We start from the raw sequence: 18019 nt of genomic DNA on the forward strand, positions 1-18019 counted from the left end.
CAGCCGCCGCGCCGGCACCCGCGCCGGCTGCACCACCACAGACGCCCGCCGCGCCGGCCGCTCCGGCACCCGCAGAGCCTGCACCCGCTGCAGGGGCTCCTGCGCCGGCCGAGCCCGCACCGATCACCGCCGCCATACCCGTCATCACGCAAACCCCCGAGGCGCGCACCACGTCGGTCGCCCCCCGCACGCAGCCGGTGCCGGCAGACGTGCCCATCACGAGCCCGCAGCCCGTCGTCGAGTCGGAGCGCGAAGACGAGATCGTCCCCCTGAAGGGCCTGCCGAAGACCCTCGCGGCGAACATGGACCAGAGCCTCTCGGTGCCCACCGCCACGAGCGTGCGCACCATCCCGGCGAAGCTCATGATCGACAACCGCATCGTGATCAACAACCACCTCCGTCGCTCGCGCGGCGGCAAGGTCTCGTTCACCCACCTCATCGGCTGGGCGATCATCCAGGCGCTGAAGGAATTCCCGACCCAGAACGTCTACTACGCCGAGCCCGACGGGAAGCCGAGCGTCGTCAAGCCCGCCCACATCGGCCTCGGCATCGCGATCGACCTCCCGAAGCCCGACGGCAGCAGGGCCCTGCTCGTGCCCGCCGTCAAGCGCGCCGAGACGATGTCGTTCAACGAGTACCTCGCCGCCTACGAAGACCTCGTGCAGCGCGCACGCCAGAACAAGCTGAAGGCCGACGACTTCTCGGGCGGCACGATCTCGCTCACGAACCCCGGCGGCATCGGCACCGTGCACTCGGTGCCGCGCCTCATGAAGGGCCAGGGCTGCATCATCGGGGCCGGCGCGCTCGAGTACCCGGCCGAGTTCCAGGGCTCGTCCGAGAAGACCCTCGCGAACCTCGCGATCGGCAAGACGATCACCCTCACGTCCACGTACGACCACCGCGTCATCCAGGGCGCGGGCTCGGGCGAATTCCTGAAGAAGGTGCACGAGCTCCTCATCGGGCAGCGCGGCTTCTACGAGAACATCTTCGCCGCGCTCCGCCTCCCCTACGAGCCGATCCGCTGGGCGCCCGACATCTCGGTCGACATCGCGAGCGCGATCGACAAGACGGCTCGCGTGCAGGAGCTCATCAACTCCTTCCGCGTGCGCGGCCACCTCATGGCCGACACCGACCCGCTCGAGTACGTGCAGCGCTCTCACCCCGACCTCGACATCGCGAGCCACGGGCTCACCTTCTGGGACCTCGACCGCGAATTCGTCACGGGCGGATTCGGCGAGAAGCGCACGGCGCTCCTGCGCGACATCCTCGGCGTGCTCCGCGACTCCTACTGCCGCACGATCGGCATCGAGTACATGCACATCCAAGACCCGGTGCAGCGCAAGTGGATCCAGGGCGAGGTCGAGCGCAGCTACGAGAAGCCCACCCACGATGAGCAGATGCGCATCCTGGGCAAGCTCAACGAGGCAGAGGCGTTCGAGACCTTCCTGCAGACGAAGTACGTCGGCCAGAAGCGGTTCAGCCTCGAGGGCGGCGAGTCCGTCATCCCGCTCCTCGACGAGATCCTGCAGGGCGCTGCAAAGGAGGGCCTCGACGAGGTCGCCATCGGCATGGCCCACCGCGGTCGCCTGAACGTGCTCACGAACATCGCCGGCAAGACCTACGGCCAGGTGTTCCGCGAGTTCGAAGGCACGCAGGAGCAGAAGTCGTTCTCGGGCTCGGGTGACGTGAAGTACCACCTCGGCACGTCGGGCACCTTCACGGCCGACGACGGCCACCAGATTCCGGTCTCACTCGCCGCGAACCCCTCGCACCTCGAAGCCGTCGACGGTGTGCTCGAGGGAATCGTGCGCGCGAAGCAAGACAGAAAGCCCATCGGCACCTTCTCCACCCTGCCGATCCTCATCCACGGCGACGCCGCGATGGCCGCGCAGGGCGTGGTGTTCGAGACGATGCAGATGTCGCAGCTGCGGGGCTATCGCACCGGCGGCACGATCCACGTCGTCGTGAACAACCAGGTGGGCTTCACCACCGTGCCGGGCGACGCTCGCTCGTCGATCTACTCGACCGACGTCGCGAAGACCATCCAGGCGCCGATCTTCCACGTGAACGGCGACGATCCCGAGTCCGTCGTCCGCGTCGCCGAGCTCGCGTTCCGCTACCGCCAGGAGTTCAAGCGCGACGTCGTCGTCGACCTCGTCTGCTTCCGCCGTCGCGGCCACAACGAGGGCGACGACCCCTCGATGACGCAGCCGCTCATGTACAACCTGATCGAGGCGAAGCGCTCGGTGCGAAAGCTCTACACCGAGGCGCTCGTCGGCCGCGGCGACATCACCGAGGAGGAGTACGAGGAGGCGCACCGCGACTTCCAGGACCGCCTCGAACGTGCCTTCGCCGAGACGCACGCCGCCCAGACGGGTTCCATCCCGATCGTCGGCGCGACCGACTCCCGCCACGAGCCCGAGGCCCCGCCCACGGGCGAGCTCGAGACCACGGGCGTCTCCACCGATGTCGTGTACGCCGTCGGCGACGCGTTCAACAACAAGCCCGCGGGCTTCACGGTGCACCCGAAGATCCAGCAGCTGCTCACGAAGCGACTGGACATGAGCCGCAACGGCAACATCGACTGGAGCTTCGGCGAGCTCCTTGCACTCGGCTCGCTCCTGCTCGAAGGCACGCCGGTGCGCTTCGCCGGCCAAGACGCGCGGCGCGGCACGTTCGTGCAGCGTCACGCGGTGCTCCACGACCGCGTGAACGGGCAGGAATGGCTGCCGCTGCAGAATCTCTCCGACAACCAGGCCAAGTTCTGGATCTACGACTCGCTGCTCAGCGAGTACGCCGCGATGGGCTTCGAATACGGCTACTCGGTCGAACGCGCCGATGCGCTCGTGCTCTGGGAGGCGCAGTTCGGCGACTTCGCCAACGGCGCGCAGACCATCATCGACGAGTTCATCTCCTCGGCCGAGCAGAAGTGGGGCCAGCGCTCGAGCGTCGTGCTCCTGCTCCCCCACGGCTACGAGGGCCAGGGTCCCGACCATTCGAGCGCCCGCATCGAGCGGTACCTCCAGCTCTGCGCCGAGAACAACATGACCGTCGCGCGGCCCTCGACGCCCGCGTCGTACTTCCACCTGTTGCGCCGCCAGGCCTACCAGCGTCCGCGGCGTCCGCTCGTGGTCTTCACGCCGAAGGCCATGCTCCGCCTCCGCGGTGCCACGAGCGAGGTCGCCGACTTCACGAGCGGCCGGTTCGAGCCCGTGATCGACGACGCCCGCATCACCGACAAGGCCGCCGTCAAGCGCGTCGTGTTCCTCTCGGGCAAGATCTACTACGACATCGTGGCCGAGCTCGAGAAGAAGCCGAACCCCGAGATCGCCGTCGTACGCCTCGAGCAGCTCTACCCGCTTCCCGCGGCCGAGCTGAAGGCCGTCGCCAACGCCTACCCGAACGCCGAGCTCATGTGGGCGCAAGACGAGCCCGAGAACCAGGGCGCGTGGCCGTACTTCGTGATCGAGACGAACAAGCTCGGCGCGCGTCCGGTCTCGGTGGTCGCCCGCACCGCCGCCGCGTCACCCGCCACGGGATCCGCCAAGCGCCACGCGATCGAGCAGGCCGAGCTCGTGCGCCGCGCAACGACCCTGTAGTCCCGAGACGACGAACGAAGGCGAGCGGATGCCACGCGGCATCCGCTCGCCTTCGTCGTTCGTCGAGGCCTGCGTGAACGCGGTTCGTCAGTCGACGAGGACGCCGTGACCCGACTGGATGTCGCGGATGCGGGTCAGCACGATGGTGCGCAGCTCTTCAGGCGCGCTCTCGCGGCACGCCCGCTGCACCACTTCGGTGATCGCGACGCCGACGCGAAGCTCTGCCCGGCAATCGAGGCAGTTCTCCACGTGCTCACGAATGTCGGCGGCATCCTCGCGGCGCAGTTCGTGGTGCAGGTACTCCTCGAGTTCGGCTCTCGCCTTCTCGCAACCGCAGTCGGTCATCGTTTGCTCCTGGTGGGTTGAGGCGCCGGCTGGTCGGCCGCGAATCCCTGTTCGCGGGCGTAGTCGGCGAGGGACTCGCGAAGCAGCCGGCGGCCACGGTGCAGGCGGCTCATCACGGTCCCGATGGGTGTGTTCATCATGTCGGCGATCTCCTGGTAGGAGAAGCCCTCGACGTCGGCGAAGTACACGGCGAGCCGGAAGTCCTCGGGAAGCGCCTGGAGGGCGTCTTTCACGGCGCTGTCGGGCAGGTGGTCGATCGCCTCGGCCTCGGCCGAACGGCTGGCCCGCGCCGTCGTCGACTCGGCGCCTCCGAGCTGCCAGTCCTCGAGCTCGTCGATCGTGCCCTGGTAGGGCTCGCGCTGCTTCTTGCGGTAGCTGTTGATGAAGGTGTTGGTGAGGATGCGGTACAGCCACGCCTTCAGGTTCGTGCCCTGCCGGAACTGCGCGAACGCGGCGAACGCCTTCACGAAGGTCTCCTGCACGAGGTCCTGCGCGTCGGCGGGGTTCTTCGTCATGCGCAGCGCCGCGGCGTAGAGCTGATCGATGAACGGCAGTGCCTGCTCTTCGAAGAGCTCGCCGAGCGGCCGGGTCTCGTCAGTCGGTGTGGGATCGGTCTCGTCGGCAGTCATCACCGGCAATCCTAGATCGTCGAACAGGGCGATCGTCGGGCGTTCGAGTACAGCAGGCGACACGCGCACCATCTCCTTCCCGCGTCAGCTGACGCTACTGTTGATAACCGATGCAGATTTCGAGGTATTCCGCACCCGAGTTCGATCCGTACGGCGAAGCGAGGCAGACCGAGACGGATGACGGGTGGCGGGCGCCGGTCGCCGTGCGCCCGGTCTCCGCCGTGCTCGACCTTCCCGGGTCGAAGTCGCTCACGAATCGCGAGCTCGTGCTCGCCGCGCTCGCCGACGGGCCGTCGGTGCTGCGTGCCCCGCTCTGGTCCCGCGACAGCGAACTCATGATCGAGGCGCTGCGGTCGCTCGGCACCGGGTTCGAGCGTCAGCCCGGAGCCGGCGGGTTCGGCGACGACCTCCGGGTCATCCCCGCCGAAGAGCTCCTCGGCTCGACGACGATCGACTGCGGGCTCGCCGGCACCGTCATGCGGTTCATGCCCCCCGTGGCGGCACTCGCGCTCGGGCCGACGACCTTCGACGGCGACGAGGGCGCGAGGCGGCGTCCGATGGACGCCTCGATCCAGGCCCTTCGCGCGCTCGGCGTCGATCTCGACGATGACCGTCGAGGCACCCTGCCGTTCACCGTGCACGGCACCGGCCGCATCGAGGGCGGCGCGCTCGAGATCGACGCCTCGGCGTCGAGCCAGTTCGTGTCGGGCCTGCTGCTCTCGGGGGCTAGGTTCGAGCAGGGACTCGACCTGCGGCACACGGGCGAGCGCCTGCCGAGCCTGCCGCACATCGAGATGACCATCGAGACGCTGCGCGTCCGCGGCGTCGAGGTGTCGAGCCCCGAGACCGGTCGCTGGGTCGTCGCGCCCGGCCCGATCGCGGCCGTCGACGTCGACATCGAACCCGATCTCTCGAACGCCGCGCCGTTCCTCGTCGCTGCGCTCGTCGCCGGTGGTTCCGTCACGATCACGGGCTGGCCGTCCGAGACCACCCAGGTCGGCGCGCAACTCGTCGACCTCCTGCCTCGATTCGGCGCACGTGTCGAGCGGGAGCCCGGCCGGGTCACGGTGCACGCGCCCGAGCGCACGGCAGACGGCGGCCGCGGCATCCGTGGGGTCGAGCTCGATCTCAGTGAGGCCGGGGAGCTCGCACCGAACCTCGCCGCCCTCGCGGCACTCGCCGACGAGCCGAGCACGATCACCGGCATCGGCCACATCCGCCATCACGAGACCGACCGCCTCGCCGCGCTCGCAGCCGAGCTGAACGGCCTCGGCGGCCGGGTCACCGAGCTCGACGACGGGTTGCGCATCGAGCCGGCACCGCTCCATGCAGGGCCGTGGCGGGCGTACGCCGATCACCGCATGGCCACGAGCGGGGCGATCATCGGCCTCGCGGTGCCGGGTGTCGTCGTCGACGACATCGCCTCCACGGGCAAGACCCTCCCCCAGTTCACGGAGCTCTGGGAGCGGATGCTCAAATGAGCTGGTGGAGCTCCGACGACGACGAGGAGGACGAGCCCGAGTACGACGAGTCCGACATCCGGGTGCGACCGAGCCGGCGCGGGAGCCGGCCGCGCAGCAAGATCCGTCCCGAGCATGCCGACGCGATCACGGGATCGGTGCTCGGTGTCGATCGCGGTCGGTACGCGGTGCTGCTGAACGAGGATGAGCCCGACGAGCGCGAGATCACGGCCGCCCGGGCGAGCGAACTGCGTCGCAAGTCGGTGGTCACGGGCGACCATGTTGATCTCGTCGGCGACACCACGGGCGAAGCCGGCACCCTCGCCCGGATCGTGCGCATCGGCGAGCGATCGACGCTCCTCCGCCGCAGCGCCGACGACACCGACGAGGTAGAGCGCGTCATCGTCGCGAACGCCGACCAGATGCTCATCGTCGTGGCCGCCGCGAATCCCGAGCCGCGCATCAGGCTCGTCGACCGCTACCTCGTCGCCGCGTTCGACGCCGGCATCCAGCCCCTCCTCTGCATCACGAAGACCGACCTCGCCGACCCCGCCGTCTTCCTCGAGAACTTCGCCGGCCTCGATCTGCCGGTGTTCCTCAGCAGCACCGAGCGAATGCCGCTCGACGAGATCACCGAAGCGCTCATCGGCCATCGCACGGTCTTCGTGGGCCACTCGGGCGTGGGCAAGTCGACCCTCGTGAACGCCCTCGTGCCGAGCGCCGAACGCGCCATCGGCCGGGTCAACGAGGTGACCGGCCGAGGCCGGCACACCTCGTCGTCGACGATCTCGTTCCGTGTCGTCACCGACCACGGGTCGGGCTGGGTGATCGACACCCCCGGCGTGCGATCGTTCGGGCTCGGCCACGTGAATCCCGAGAACATCCTCGGCGCCTTCACCGACCTCGCTCGCATCGCCGAGCAATGCCCGCGAGGCTGCACGCATCTCCCTGACGCCCCCGACTGCGCCATGAACGAGGCCGTCGAAGCCGGTGAGCTCGGCGAGACCGGGCGGGCCCGCCTCGACTCGCTGCAGCGCCTGCTCGGCACGTTCGCCGCGGCCTGAGCCGCCGAGAACGACCGGCAGTGTCATCCGGAGCCGACTGTCAGGCGGCCGTGCCTAGCATGGACGGATGACCGATGCTCGACTGACCACCGGGGACCTCGCGCCCGATTTCACGCTCGACGACCAGGACGGCCGGCCGGTGACGCTCTCGTCGCTGCGCGGCTCGAAGGTGGTGCTCTACTTCTATCCCGAGGCGATGACCCCCGGCTGCACCACCGAGGCGTGCGACTTCCGCGACAGTCTGAACTCGTTCTCGAGTGCCGGAATCCGGGTGCTCGGCGTCTCGAAAGACGACGTCCCGAAGCTCAAGCGCTTCGCCGAGCGCGACCGGCTGAACTTCACGGTGCTCTCCGACAAGGAGCTCGCCGTGCAGCAGAGGTACGGCGTCTGGGGCCAGAAGGCGCTCTACGGCAAGATCGTGATCGGGTCCATCCGCTCGACCTTCGTCATCGGCGAAGACGGCCGCATCGAGCGAGCCCTCTACAACGTCAAGGCCACGGGGCACGTCGCGCGGTTGCGCCGCGAGCTCGGCCTCGACGCCTGAGCCTCACGAAGCGGGCAGTTCCTCGGGGCGCGTGTACGCGAGGCGTACGGGCGTCCACAACAGCAACCCGATGACGGTGATGGCGGGCACGAGCAGCGGCCATCCGATGTCAGGTCGTGCGAAGAGGCCCTGGAACGCGCCCACGGCGATCGAGAGCTGCAGGATCTGCCAGACGATGGCGGATGCGCGCGACCACGGTGCGCGCCGGAGTGAGGCGACGGCGACCGCACCGACCCAGATCGCACCGATCACGACGATCACGAGCAGCGCGATCGCCGTCGCGTACGATGACGGCTCCGCGACGACGAGATCGACGAGCAGCCACACGACGACGGCCACGAGTGCCGCCGCCTCGAGCAGCAGCAGCGTGCTCACGACGACCAGGGCCGCGCGCACACCGCCGTCGGCACGTGCCCCGCGTTCAGGTGCTGCTCCGGATGCCGCGGCGGCGGCGTCCTGCCCGTCGTCATGATGCCCGTCAGCACGTTGATTCACAGCGTTATCCCATACACGGCTATTGATTCGATCTCTCCGCTATGCGACCATTTATGAGGCCGAGTTGATGCTCACAGGGACGTGAGCTGATCAGTCCTGATCCTACTTCCCGTGATTCGGCCTTTCCCCCCTGCAGAACAGCCGGAGCCCCGGCAGCGCACGCATGCGCAGTCTGCAATCGAAGTACGCAAGGAGCATCTCCATGGATTGGCGCGACAAAGCCGCCTGCCTGACGGCCGACCCGGAACTCTTCTTTCCGGTCGGCAACACTGGTCCCGCAGTCGACCAGATCGAGAAGGCGAAGGCTGTCTGCGCGCGGTGCACGGTCACGGAGATCTGCCTGCAATACGCACTCGAGACCGGTCAGGACTCCGGCGTGTGGGGTGGCCTGAGCGAAGACGAGCGTCGCGCGCTCAAGCGCCGCGCCGCTCGCGCCCGCAGGGCCTCCTGAGGCCCGATCGCGGCATCGGCTACGCCGGCGTGATCCACCGCAGCGGCACGTCGATCGTCACCTCGGTGCCGCGTCCGACGACCGTGTGCCAGTCGATCGTGCCGCCGAGCTCGCCCTGGATGAGCGTGCGCACGATCTGAGTGCCGAGCCCCTCGCCGACCTTGCCCTCGGGCAGGCCCGAGCCGGTGTCGCGCACCTGCACGGTGAGCGTCGTCGGCGAACGGTCGGCGGTGATCTCGACATCGCCCTCCTGCCCGGCCAGGCCGTGCTCGACCGCGTTGGTGACGAGCTCCGTGAGCGCGAGCGCGAGCGGAGTGGCGTACTCGCTCGGCAGGACGCCGAACGAGCCTGAACGCTTCGGGTGGGCTGTCGTGTTGTGCGCCGAGGCGACCTCGGCGACGAGGAGGAGCGCCCGGTCGAAGACCGCGTCGAAGTCGACGTTCTGGGTGAGCCCCTCGGAGAGGGTGTCGTGCACCACTGCGATCGCTCCGACTCGCCGCATCGCCTGGGTGAGGGCTTCGCGAGCCTCATCCGAGTGGGTGCGGCGTGCCTGGATGCGCAGAAGCGAGGCGACCGTCTGCAGGTTGTTCTTGACGCGGTGGTGGATCTCCCGGATCGTCGCGTCCTTCGTGATGAGCTCCTGCTCCTGGTGACGCAGCTCGGTGACGTCGCGGCTCAGGACGATGGCGCCGATGCGCTCACCCCTGTGCCGGATGGGGATCGCCCGCAACGAGACGGTGACGCCGCGGGACTCCACATCGGTGCGCCAGGGTGCACGGCCCGTGACGACGAGCGGCAGCGACTCGTCGATGACGAGCTTGCCGCTCAGGATCTTCGTGCTGACCTCGGCGAGCGACTCGCCCTCGAGCTCGTCGTCGAAGCCCATGCGGTTGAACGCAGACAGTGCGTTCGGGCTCGCGAAGGTCGTGGTGCCGTCGACATCGAGGCGGATGAGCCCGTCGGACGCTCGCGGCGCACCGCGTCGCGGGCCGGTCGGGGCGCCGAGGTCGGGGAAGTCGCCCGACGCGATCATCTGGAAGAGCTCCTCGGCGCACTCGTTGAACGTGAGCTCCTGACGGCTCGGCGTGCGCGTCGCCCCGAGGTTCGTGTGCCGGGTGATCACGGCGACCGGCTCATCGGCGAGCTTCGTTCCGGTCGAGGTGAGCCGCCGCATGACGGGCACGGCCCGCACTCGAGTCGGCATCTCCTCGTACCAGTCGGGCGCCGACGAGTCGACGATCCTGGCGCTCCCGAACGCCTGGGTGGCGAGGTCGTGCCACTGCGGCTTGATCTCCTGCCCGACGAAGTCACGGTAGAACAACGTCGCCGCACTCGAGGGTCGCGCATGCGCGACGGCCACGAACCCGTCGGGTCCGGACGGCACCCACAGCACGATGTCGGCGAAGGCGAGGTCGGCGAGCAGCTGCAGGTCGCCGACGAGCATGTGCAGCCAATCGACATCGGCCTGACTGCTGCGGCCCTGGGCGAGAACGAGGTCACTGAGGGTCGACACAGATCCAGCGTAGTCGTGCTCGGGCGACCGCCTGCTCAGCCCGCGGCGGGCCGCCTGACGGGTGGGAAGGCGAACCCCCGGCGCGGTGCCGGCTCGGGGACGGGGAGCAGCGCGTCGAACGCGTAGTCGCGGATCGCTGCGCGCAGCGGCGAGCGCGGAGCAGCATCACGGAGGGTGCGCGCGGTGAGGATCGCTGCATCCGCACCCTTGCCGTCGTGCGGGAGCAGCGTCGCGTCGCCGAGGCCGGCGAATCGGCGGAGCGTCTGCCGCACCTGGCTGTGCGCGTCGATACCGAGCGCACTCGTGCGCACCCGGTTGACGATGACGTCGACCCGCTCGGGTTCGACGAGGTCGATGAGCTCGCCGTGGCCCCGCAACAGCCGCGACAGTCCGACGGGGTCGGCGAGCCCCACCGCGACGACTCGATCTGCGGCGGCGAGGGTGGCGAAGGTGGCCGCGTTGCGCCTCGGCGCGAACTGGTCGCTCGTGAGCTCCTCGTCGTGCTCGAGGCTGAATCCCGTGTCGACGACGACGTACTCGACCCACGCTCGAATGGCGCCGAGCGCTGCCGTCACCCGTTCACGCGAGAGTTCGGGCCACCTGCTCGGCCCGACGAGACCGGTGAAGACGTTGAACGACGCTCGCGGCGCCGTGTACCGCTGCACGATTCGTTCGAGCTCGGTGCGATCGAGCGCATCGGCCCCTGCGAGCCGGCAGGCGGACGCGAACCCCGGCGCCTCGTCGAGCAATCCGAGCGAGGGCGCGACCGCACCGCCGTAGGGATCGGCGTCGACGAGGGCGACGGTGTGCCCCGCCGCCGCGATCTCCGCGGCGAGGTTCACGGCGACGGTCGTTCGGCCGGGCGCGCCGGCGGGTCCCCAGACGGCGATGACGGATGCCGGCCGCGAGGGGCGCGCACTCGTCTCGCCGATCCGCGACGGCACCGGCACTCCCCCGCTCACGAGCACCTCGACCTCGGGCCAGGCAACGGAGCGGTCGAGCACCTCGTGCAAGCCGAGCTGCGCCGCGTGCGCCCGTTCGGCGTCGCCGGATGCGAGCCCTACGAGGCGGATGCCGCGTTCGTCGCATGCGTCGAGCAGCTCGGCGCTCAGGGTGCCGCGGCCGGCGCCGACGATGACGACCTCGGGCGCGAGCACGTCGAGGCTCTCGAGGAGGTCTCGCCAGCCCACGAGGCGCGCGACGACGGTGTGGCCGTGCTCGACGAGGTCGGCCAGCAGGCGGTCTTCAGTGGCCGCATCGAGCGCGAGGGCGAGCCGTGCCATCTCAGCGCCCGTTCGAGCGCGCCGGAACGAGGTCGATCGCGTCGCCGGCGGCGAGTGCCTGGAGGAGGGCCGCCACCTTCTCACGAGGAATGAGCAGCTCGACCGAGACGCCCTCATCTGCCACCATGCCGTCGCTCTCGACGAGCCCCGCGATCTCGGCGCCCGACACGAGCACCGCCGGTGGCTCGAAGGCGCCGCGCTCGAGCTGCCGCGCCGTCCACACGTCGACGCTCGAGCCTGCTGCCAGCTCGGTGGGCAATGGCCCGCGGCTCGGTACGACGATCGTCGCCAGGCCGGTGCGATCCGCCTGGTCGACGGCGGAGCCCGGCACGAGCTCACCTGCCTGCACCGTGCGGGTCACGACGAGACCGCCCTCGGGCACGTCGCCGGGCGCGAGGTACTGCGAGGCACTCGCCCCGAGTCGCACCGATTCGGAGGCGAGGTCGCCGGCGTCGATCCGGGTGCCAGGAGTGAGGGTCTCGCGTGCGACGTAGACCTCAGCCGCGTCGTCGAGCCCCGAGATGAGCGCCCACACGCCGAGCGTGGAGCCGGCGATGAGCACCATGCCGATGATGAGACGCGGATCGAGGCGGAGGGACCCCCGTTCACCGCGTTCCTGTCGACGTGCCATCGGCCTGCTCCCTTCACCGTGGCGCGCTCGCGCCGCACCCATCGTCACCCGAAGCAGGGAGGACGCCCAGAAGTTATCCACATTCGCTCCGCACCTGCGGCGACAGGTCGATAATCGAGACATGACCTCTCCAGGTTCGGGCGACGAGATCGGCCGGTTCCTCACCATCGCCGACGCGGCCGAGATCCTCGCGGTCGACGTCGCGACGGTCGACGAGCTGATCCGCTCGGGCGAATTGCCCGCGATCCGCGTGGGCACCTCGGGTCCGTGGCGCATCGAGCGCGTGCAGCTCGAGCTGTGGATCGAGGGGCAATACGAGGAGACGCGTCGGTACTCGCTGTGGAACCAGGGTGAGTTCGCGAACGTCGTCGAGTTGTCGGGCGCTCGCTCCGGTCGTGTGCGCCCCGTCGACTGAGCACGACTGAGCACGCACGTTCCCGCTCAGCGGAAGGCGACGAGCAGCACTCGCGCAAGCGGCACGACACGGTAGCCCTGCACCTCGCGCTCCCTCCGGGGCGAGCCCGCGTCGTGAAGGGCGAGGTCGATGTGGTCTCGCGCGACGCGGTCGATGGTGCCGTGCGATTCGCCGTCGACGGTAGTGAGCTGCACGTGCGTGCGCCGCCGGCACAGGTCACGCAGCACGAACGGGAGCCCGATGCGTTCGGCGAGCCTCGCAGCCGACTCGGGCAGCGGCTCGAGGCTCGGGTCGAGTTGCGCGCGTGTGGGCAGCAGCGCGGCGATCGCACCGAGGGGAACGATGCACTGTGCCCCGCCGCGCCCTGGCTCCTTGAGTTCGGCACTCATCCAGTCGCGCCCGAATGCGAGCGGGCGCAGTGCCAGGATGCGGCCGCCCTGCAGTTCCACACGCACGCTCGCCGTGTGGTCTGAGCGGTCGCCGCCGTCGGCGCTCACGATCGCCGACAGCCGATCTCGCAGCGTGAGCCGCCCGAGCCGCAAGCGCTCCTCTTCGATGGCGAGCGCGCGTTCCTCGTCGCGTTGCTCCTGGTCGAGCTGCGACTCGAGATCGTCGAACAGCAGGTCCCAGCGCATGCAGCGACGCTACCGCGCGACCGAAGATCGCCGGTTCGTTTTCCACAGGCGCCGAATTTCCTTGACAGTGCTCGGCGCCGTCAATACGGTTCAGTCAAGGATTTCCGAACGCCCCCCGATCGGGGGTGATTCTTTCCCTTTGCCGAATGCCCCCTCCCCGCTGGAGCAACGATGATCGCACGCCATGCCGCCGCCACTCGAACGGTGGTGGTTCGAGGATCCGCCGCGAGATTCCTCGACGACGAAGACGAGTATTTCGGCCGCCAACCGGCCCGTCGCGAAGAGCTCCCCGACCCCGAGCCGGTGCTCCGGAATCTCACGCATTGCGTGATCGAGGCGCTCGCGGGCGCTCGCGACCTCGAGCAGCTCGCGCGGTGGGTGAACGACGACGTCTATCGCAACCTCTCGAAGCGCGTCGTGCTCGCCGCGCGCGCCCGCCGAGTGAAGGGTCAGGCGCCGCAGCGCCCCGCGTTCTCACTCGGCCGGCTCATCGTGTGCGAGCCCGCCGACGGCGTGGTCGAAGCGGTCGTCATGGTGCACCAGCGCGCGAGGTCCCGAGCGGTGGCCATCCGCCTCGAGGGCTTCGACCAGCGCTGGCGCGCAAGCGTCATCAGCGTGCTCTGAGCCGAGCCCTGAGTCGCACAGCGACGCAGCTCACGCCCCGCGAGCCGCGTCGCTCGGCGACGCAGCTCACCGTACCGCGCGTCAGCGCCCCTTGCGCTCCTGAGCGCGGCGCTCGGCACGATTCTGCGGCGCTTGTCCGCTGCCGCCGCCATCGCCCGTGCGCTGGCCGAACGCGCCGCGAGCCGGCTCGACCTCTGGCGCCTGGCTCTCGGCCACGGCGCGACGCGCGCGCTGCGTTGCCGCTTGCTGCACCTGGCCGCGCTGGTTGCGCACCTCGACGCCGCCCGCATCGCTCGGCGCGGAGTAGCTGAGCTTGTCGTCTGGTGCCCCTTGCCGGCCGAGGCCCTTGGCTTCGATCCTGGCACCGCCGGCGCCCGCTTGGGGTGCCACCTCGACCTCGAGGTTGAACAGGAAGCCGACGGTCTCCTCGCGGATCGACCCCATCATCTGCTGGAACATCGCGAAGCCCTCGCGCTGGTACTCGACGAGCGGGTCGCGCTGCGCCATCGCCCGCAGGCCGATGCCGTCCTTCAGGTAGTCCATCTCGTAGAGGTGGTCACGCCAGCGCCGGTCGATGACCGAGAGCACGACACGACGTTCGAGCTCGCGCATCGCGGGCGAGCCGAGCTGCTCCTCGCGTCGCTGGTAGGCGAGCTTCGCGTCGGAGAGGATCTCGCGGCGAACGAAGTCCCGGTTGACGCGACCCTTCTCACCGGCCTCGGCCACGACCTCGTCGATCGTGATGCCGATCGGGTAGAGGGTCTTCAGCTCGGTCCAGAGCGCATCGAAGTCCCACTCGTCGGGGTTGCCCTCGGCGGTGTGCACGTCGAGCACCTCGTCGATGACGTCTTCGAGGAAGCGCTGGGTGCGCTCGTGCAGGTCGTCGCCCTCGAGGATGTGACGGCGGTCGCTGTAGATCGCTTCGCGCTGGCGGTTCAGCACGTCGTCGTACTTCAGCACGTTCTTGCGGATCTCGGCGTTGCGCGCCTCGACCTGGGACTGCGCCGAGCGGATGGCGCGCGTGACGACCTTCGACTCGATCGCGACGTCGTCGGGAACCCCTCGAGCCATCAGGCTCTCGGCCGCACCGGCGTTGAAGAGCCGCATGAGATCGTCGGTGAGTGAGAGGTAGAAGCGGCTCTCGCCCGGGTCGCCCTGTCGGCCGGAGCGGCCGCGCAACTGGTTGTCGATGCGCCGCGACTCGTGGCGCTCGGTGCCGAGCACGTAGAGTCCGCCGGCTGCGAGCACCTTCTCGGCCTCGACGGCGACGTCGGCCTTGACCTTCTCGAAGACCGCGTCCCACGCGGCCTCGTACTCTTCCGGCGTGTCGACCGGGCTCAGTCCGCGTTCGTGCATGAGCTGCACCGCGAGGAACTCGGCGTTGCCGCCGAGCATGACGTCGGTACCGCGACCGGCCATGTTGGTGGCGACCGTCACGGCGCCGTGGCGACCTGCCTGGGCGACGATCGCCGCCTCGCGAGCGTGGTTCTTCGCGTTCAGCACCTCGTGCCGCACGCCCTTCTTCGCGAGCAGCCGCGAGAGGTACTCGCTCTTCTCGACGCTCGTCGTTCCGACGAGCACGGGCTGGCCCTTCTGGTGGCGGGCCACGATGTCCTCGACGACCTGCGCGAACTTCGACTCCTCGTTCTTGTAGACGAGGTCGGGCTGGTCCTTGCGCACCATCGGGCGGTTCGTGGGGATGGCCACGACGCCGAGCTTGTACGTCGCCATGAACTCGGCGGCCTCTGTCTCGGCCGTGCCGGTCATGCCCGAGAGCTTCGAGTAGAGGCGGAAGTAGTTCTGCAGCGTGACCGTGGCGAGCGTCTGGTTCTCGGCCTTGACCTGCACGCCCTCCTTGGCCTCGATCGCCTGGTGGATGCCCTCGTTGTAGCGTCGGCCGACGAGGATGCGGCCCGTGTGCTCATCGACGATGAGCACCTCGCCGTTCATGACGACGTAGTCCTTGTCGCGCTTGAACAGCGCCTTCGCCTTGATCGAGTTGTTGAGGAAGGAGATGAGCGGGGTGTTCGCCGACTCGTAGAGGTTCTCGATGCCGAGGTAGTCCTCGACCTTCTCGATGCCGGACTCGAGCACACCCACGGTGCGCTTCTTCTCGTCGACCTCGTAGTCCTCGCCGGAAACGAGCCGCTTCGCGAGGTTCGCGAACTCCGTGAACCAGCGGTTCGCCTCGCCGGATGCCGGCCCCGAGATGATGAGCGGCGTGCGCGCCTCGTCGATGAGGATCGAGTCGACCTCATCGACGATCGCGAAGAAGTGTCCGCGCTGCACCATGTCGGACGATTGCCACGCCATGTTGTCGCGCAGGTAGTCGAAGCCGAACTCGTTGTTCGTGCCATACGTGATGTCGGCGGCGTACTGCTCGCGGCGCACGGTGGGGGTCTGGCCGGCCACGATGCATCCGGTCGTCATGCCGAGGGCGCGGAAGACGCGCCCCATGAGCTCGGACTGGTAGCTCGCGAGGAAGTCGTTGACGGTGACGATGTGCACCCCGCGGCTCGTGAGCGCGTTCAGGTAGGCGGCGGTGGTCGCGACGAGGGTCTTGCCCTCACCGGTCTTCATCTCGGCGATGTTGCCGAGGTGGAGCGCCGCGCCGCCCATGAGCTGCACGTCGAAGTGCCGGAGGCCGAGGGTGCGCCGGCTCGCCTCGCGCACTGCGGCGAAGGCCTCGGGCAACAGGTCGTCGAGCGACTCGCCGTTGGAATAGCGTTCGCGCAGCTCGACGGTCTCATGCTTCAGTTCCTCGTCGCTGAGGGCCTGGAAGTCGTCTTCGAGCGCATTGATCGCTGCAGCGTAGTTCTCCAGCCGCTTGAGTGTGCGACCCTCGCCGACGCGGAGGACCTTTTCCAGAATCGAAGCCACGAATGTTCTCCTGTAGTCGTCGGGCGCCGGGTTCGTCGGGTGGATCACCCGGGCACGCCCGATGCCGCCGTTCAGACGGTCATCATAGCCATGCTAGCGGGCAGTCGGCTGGGCGTCGCCCGAGCCTGCGCTTGCACGCAGCGGGCTGTCGGCATGAGTGAGCCCGTCGGTGGTTCGCCGGGTCGGCGGCCCTCCGACGGGCTCGAGCGGAGCGAACGCTCAGGCGTTGGCGCGCTGCAGTTCGGCAGGTAACTCCGCGGTCTCGTCATCGCTTCGGTCGTCGAGGCCGATGAGGCCGTAGTCCCAGCCCTTGCGGCGGTACACCACGCTCGGGCGCCCGCTTTCGGCGTCGACGAACAGGTAGAAGTCATGACCCACGAGCTCCATGAAGTAGAGCGCGTCGTCGACGGTCATCGGGGTCGAGGCGAACACCTTCCTGCGGATGACCACGGGCGAATACACATCGTCTTCTTCGATCGCCTGCGTCTCGTTCTCGGCGATCACGGGAATGCTCCCGGTGCGCACCCGCTCGAGCACCTCTGGCGCTGCAGCCTGGACACCGACTCCGGCGAAGCCCACGTCGGTCGCCTCGCGCAGCGACGTCGGGCGACGCTGGCCGCGATGCACCTTCCGGCGATCCTTCGATCTGCGGACCCGCTCGAGCAACCTTCCGAGTGCGACGTCGAACGCCGCGTACTTGTCGGAGCCGTCCGCCTCGGCTCGCACGACCGGACCCTTGCCCACGAGCGTGAGCTCGATGCGGTCAGGACCGGTGTTGCCGTTCTTCTCGTTGTGGCGCGTGAGCTTCACGTTGAGCGAAATGGCTCGTTCGGCGAGATGGGTGACTTTCTCGGACTTCTCGGCGGCATATGCCCGGAAGCGATCAGTGATTTCCAGGTTTCGTCCGACGATGTTCAGTTCCATGACGACCTCCATCTACCGGCGTGTCACCCGGGTCTGAAGGGTGGATCGACCACGCCTGTCCTGCCACCGTAGCCCCGATGTCAGGCAAAGTCACGGAGTGTTTCCGGTGACTTCGCTGCATGCCCGCCATGTCGCAGCGGGGTCTCGGCGAGCACCGCGTACGCCCCGGCGGAGCCGCCCGCCGCGATGATCGCACGGGCCGCCTCGGCGAGTGTCGATCCCGTCGTGAGCACGTCGTCGACGAACAGGAAGCGGCGACCCACGAGCCGCCGCACGGCCACGAGACCCCCCGCGGAGTTGGCTCGCCGCGCCTCGGCACCGAGCCCCGCCTGGTCGACGCGGCCGCGGGTGAGCGCGAGCACCTTCGACGAGCGGATGCCGCACCGGGCGAGCAACACCTCGACGGGTGCGTACCCGCGCGCACGGTAGGCGCTCGGCGCCGACGGGATCGTGCAGACCTCGAGCGCGCGCCCCGGTGGGGCCGCTTCGACCGCGCGGGCGATCGCGGTGCGGAGCGCGAGCGCGAG

Annotated in this window: 17 protein-coding genes; 7 read left to right on the forward strand and 10 right to left on the reverse strand. The window is 69.1% G+C overall.

What is annotated here, in order from left to right; all coding sequences use genetic code 11:
* The coding region (locus ESP51_RS18925) for a multifunctional oxoglutarate decarboxylase/oxoglutarate dehydrogenase thiamine pyrophosphate-binding subunit/dihydrolipoyllysine-residue succinyltransferase subunit (protein WP_129522444.1) at positions 1-3599 on the forward strand (3599 nt) is incomplete at its 5' end.
* 87 nt (positions 3600-3686) lie between these two features.
* On the opposite strand, the gene ESP51_RS18930 is transcribed toward ESP51_RS18925, so the two are convergent.
* Both ESP51_RS18930 and ESP51_RS18935 read right to left on the reverse strand, forming a co-directional pair.
* The gene (locus ESP51_RS18930) at positions 3687-3944 is read right to left on the reverse strand and encodes a zf-HC2 domain-containing protein (RefSeq protein WP_129522445.1); all 258 of its coding nucleotides are present in this window, start codon (positions 3942-3944) and stop codon (positions 3687-3689) included.
* Positions 3941-4573, reverse strand: coding sequence for a sigma-70 family RNA polymerase sigma factor (locus ESP51_RS18935; RefSeq protein ID WP_206737360.1), 633 nt, complete (start codon positions 4571-4573; stop codon positions 3941-3943). Before ESP51_RS18935 ends, ESP51_RS18930 begins: the two co-directional genes overlap by 4 nt.
* A gap of 110 nt (positions 4574-4683) precedes the next feature.
* Between ESP51_RS18935 and aroA the strand changes: the two genes are divergently transcribed.
* The 3 genes from aroA to bcp all read left to right on the forward strand — a co-directional run bounded on the left by aroA (position 4684) and on the right by bcp (position 7641).
* On the forward strand, positions 4684-6054 hold the full coding sequence (gene aroA, locus ESP51_RS18940) for a 3-phosphoshikimate 1-carboxyvinyltransferase (RefSeq protein WP_129522447.1): 1371 nt from the start codon (positions 4684-4686) through the stop codon (positions 6052-6054).
* Positions 6051-7097, forward strand: a complete 1047-nt coding sequence (gene rsgA, locus ESP51_RS18945) for a ribosome small subunit-dependent GTPase A (protein WP_129522448.1) — start codon at positions 6051-6053, stop codon at positions 7095-7097. Before aroA ends, rsgA begins: the two co-directional genes overlap by 4 nt.
* Positions 7098-7164: 67 nt before the next feature.
* On the forward strand, positions 7165-7641 hold the full coding sequence (gene bcp / locus ESP51_RS18950; RefSeq protein WP_129522449.1) for a thioredoxin-dependent thiol peroxidase: 477 nt from the start codon (positions 7165-7167) through the stop codon (positions 7639-7641).
* A 3-nt stretch (positions 7642-7644) separates the two neighbouring features.
* Here the strand turns inward: bcp and ESP51_RS18955 are convergent, their stop codons facing one another.
* Entirely contained in the window at positions 7645-8136 is a 492-nt protein-coding gene (locus ESP51_RS18955; RefSeq protein WP_241843264.1) for a hypothetical protein, read from the reverse strand.
* A gap of 202 nt (positions 8137-8338) precedes the next feature.
* Here ESP51_RS18955 and ESP51_RS18960 point away from each other — a divergent pair, with 202 nt between their 5' ends.
* Positions 8339-8587 carry a WhiB family transcriptional regulator gene (locus ESP51_RS18960; RefSeq protein WP_056730333.1) on the forward strand — a complete coding sequence of 83 codons (249 nt, stop codon included), beginning with the start codon at positions 8339-8341 and terminating at the stop codon, positions 8585-8587.
* A 19-nt stretch (positions 8588-8606) separates the two neighbouring features.
* Here ESP51_RS18960 and ESP51_RS18965 read toward each other — a convergent pair whose 3' ends face one another.
* The 3 genes from ESP51_RS18965 to ESP51_RS18975 are packed head-to-tail and all read right to left on the reverse strand — an operon-like array spanning position 8607 to position 12014.
* Positions 8607-10100: a sensor histidine kinase gene (locus ESP51_RS18965; RefSeq protein ID WP_129522450.1), complete on the reverse strand. Its 1494-nt coding sequence runs from the start codon at positions 10098-10100 to the stop codon at positions 8607-8609.
* Between the two features lie 35 nt (positions 10101-10135).
* Positions 10136-11383: a CpaE/TadZ family protein gene (locus ESP51_RS18970; RefSeq protein ID WP_129522451.1), complete on the reverse strand. Its 1248-nt coding sequence runs from the start codon at positions 11381-11383 to the stop codon at positions 10136-10138.
* Between the two features lies 1 nt (position 11384).
* The gene (locus tag ESP51_RS18975) at positions 11385-12014 is read right to left on the reverse strand and encodes an SAF domain-containing protein (RefSeq protein ID WP_164990601.1); all 630 of its coding nucleotides are present in this window, start codon (positions 12012-12014) and stop codon (positions 11385-11387) included.
* A gap of 121 nt (positions 12015-12135) precedes the next feature.
* Here ESP51_RS18975 and ESP51_RS18980 point away from each other — a divergent pair, with 121 nt between their 5' ends.
* Positions 12136-12429, forward strand: a complete 294-nt coding sequence (locus ESP51_RS18980) for a helix-turn-helix domain-containing protein (RefSeq protein WP_129522453.1) — start codon at positions 12136-12138, stop codon at positions 12427-12429.
* 26 nt (positions 12430-12455) lie between these two features.
* On the opposite strand, the gene ESP51_RS18985 is transcribed toward ESP51_RS18980, so the two are convergent.
* On the reverse strand, positions 12456-13064 hold the full coding sequence (locus ESP51_RS18985; RefSeq protein ID WP_129522454.1) for a hypothetical protein: 609 nt from the start codon (positions 13062-13064) through the stop codon (positions 12456-12458).
* Positions 13065-13235: 171 nt separating this feature from the next.
* Here ESP51_RS18985 and ESP51_RS18990 point away from each other — a divergent pair, with 171 nt between their 5' ends.
* The gene (locus ESP51_RS18990) at positions 13236-13688 is read left to right on the forward strand and encodes an Rv3235 family protein (protein ID WP_206737361.1); all 453 of its coding nucleotides are present in this window, start codon (positions 13236-13238) and stop codon (positions 13686-13688) included.
* A gap of 81 nt (positions 13689-13769) precedes the next feature.
* Here the strand turns inward: ESP51_RS18990 and secA are convergent, their stop codons facing one another.
* The 3 genes from secA to ESP51_RS19005 form a co-directional block, all read right to left on the reverse strand.
* Positions 13770-16568, reverse strand: coding sequence for a preprotein translocase subunit SecA (gene secA / locus ESP51_RS18995; RefSeq protein WP_129522455.1), 2799 nt, complete (start codon positions 16566-16568; stop codon positions 13770-13772).
* A gap of 219 nt (positions 16569-16787) precedes the next feature.
* Positions 16788-17492, reverse strand: coding sequence for a ribosome hibernation-promoting factor, HPF/YfiA family (gene hpf / locus ESP51_RS19000; protein WP_129522456.1), 705 nt, complete (start codon positions 17490-17492; stop codon positions 16788-16790).
* A gap of 80 nt (positions 17493-17572) precedes the next feature.
* On the reverse strand, positions 17573-18019 hold a 447-nt coding region (locus ESP51_RS19005; protein ID WP_277871100.1), incomplete at its 5' end, for a ComF family protein.

It is taken from the genome of Agromyces albus, from assembly GCF_004134825.1.
GTDB classification, from domain to species: domain Bacteria; phylum Actinomycetota; class Actinomycetes; order Actinomycetales; family Microbacteriaceae; genus Agromyces; species Agromyces albus.

Bases quoted from the DNA above. Each gene is read 5' to 3' on its own strand.
- rsgA (WP_129522448.1), top strand. From the start codon at position 6,051: ATGAGCTGGTGGAGCTCCGACGACGACGAGGAGGACGAGCCCGAGTAC.
- ESP51_RS18960 (WP_056730333.1), top strand. From the start codon at position 8,339: ATGGATTGGCGCGACAAAGCCGCCTGCCTGACGGCCGACCCGGAACTC.
- hpf (WP_129522456.1), bottom strand. From the start codon at position 17,492: ATGGAACTGAACATCGTCGGACGAAACCTGGAAATCACTGATCGCTTC.
- ESP51_RS18985 (WP_129522454.1), bottom strand. From the start codon at position 13,064: ATGCGCTGGGACCTGCTGTTCGACGATCTCGAGTCGCAGCTCGACCAG.
- ESP51_RS18930 (WP_129522445.1), bottom strand. From the start codon at position 3,944: ATGACCGACTGCGGTTGCGAGAAGGCGAGAGCCGAACTCGAGGAGTAC.
- ESP51_RS18970 (WP_129522451.1), bottom strand. From the start codon at position 11,383: ATGGCACGGCTCGCCCTCGCGCTCGATGCGGCCACTGAAGACCGCCTG.
- bcp (WP_129522449.1), top strand. From the start codon at position 7,165: ATGACCGATGCTCGACTGACCACCGGGGACCTCGCGCCCGATTTCACG.
- ESP51_RS18975 (WP_164990601.1), bottom strand. From the start codon at position 12,014: ATGGCACGTCGACAGGAACGCGGTGAACGGGGGTCCCTCCGCCTCGAT.
- aroA (WP_129522447.1), top strand. From the start codon at position 4,684: ATGCAGATTTCGAGGTATTCCGCACCCGAGTTCGATCCGTACGGCGAA.
- ESP51_RS18980 (WP_129522453.1), top strand. From the start codon at position 12,136: ATGACCTCTCCAGGTTCGGGCGACGAGATCGGCCGGTTCCTCACCATC.
- ESP51_RS18990 (WP_206737361.1), top strand. From the start codon at position 13,236: ATGATCGCACGCCATGCCGCCGCCACTCGAACGGTGGTGGTTCGAGGA.
- ESP51_RS18935 (WP_206737360.1), bottom strand. From the start codon at position 4,573: ATGACTGCCGACGAGACCGATCCCACACCGACTGACGAGACCCGGCCG.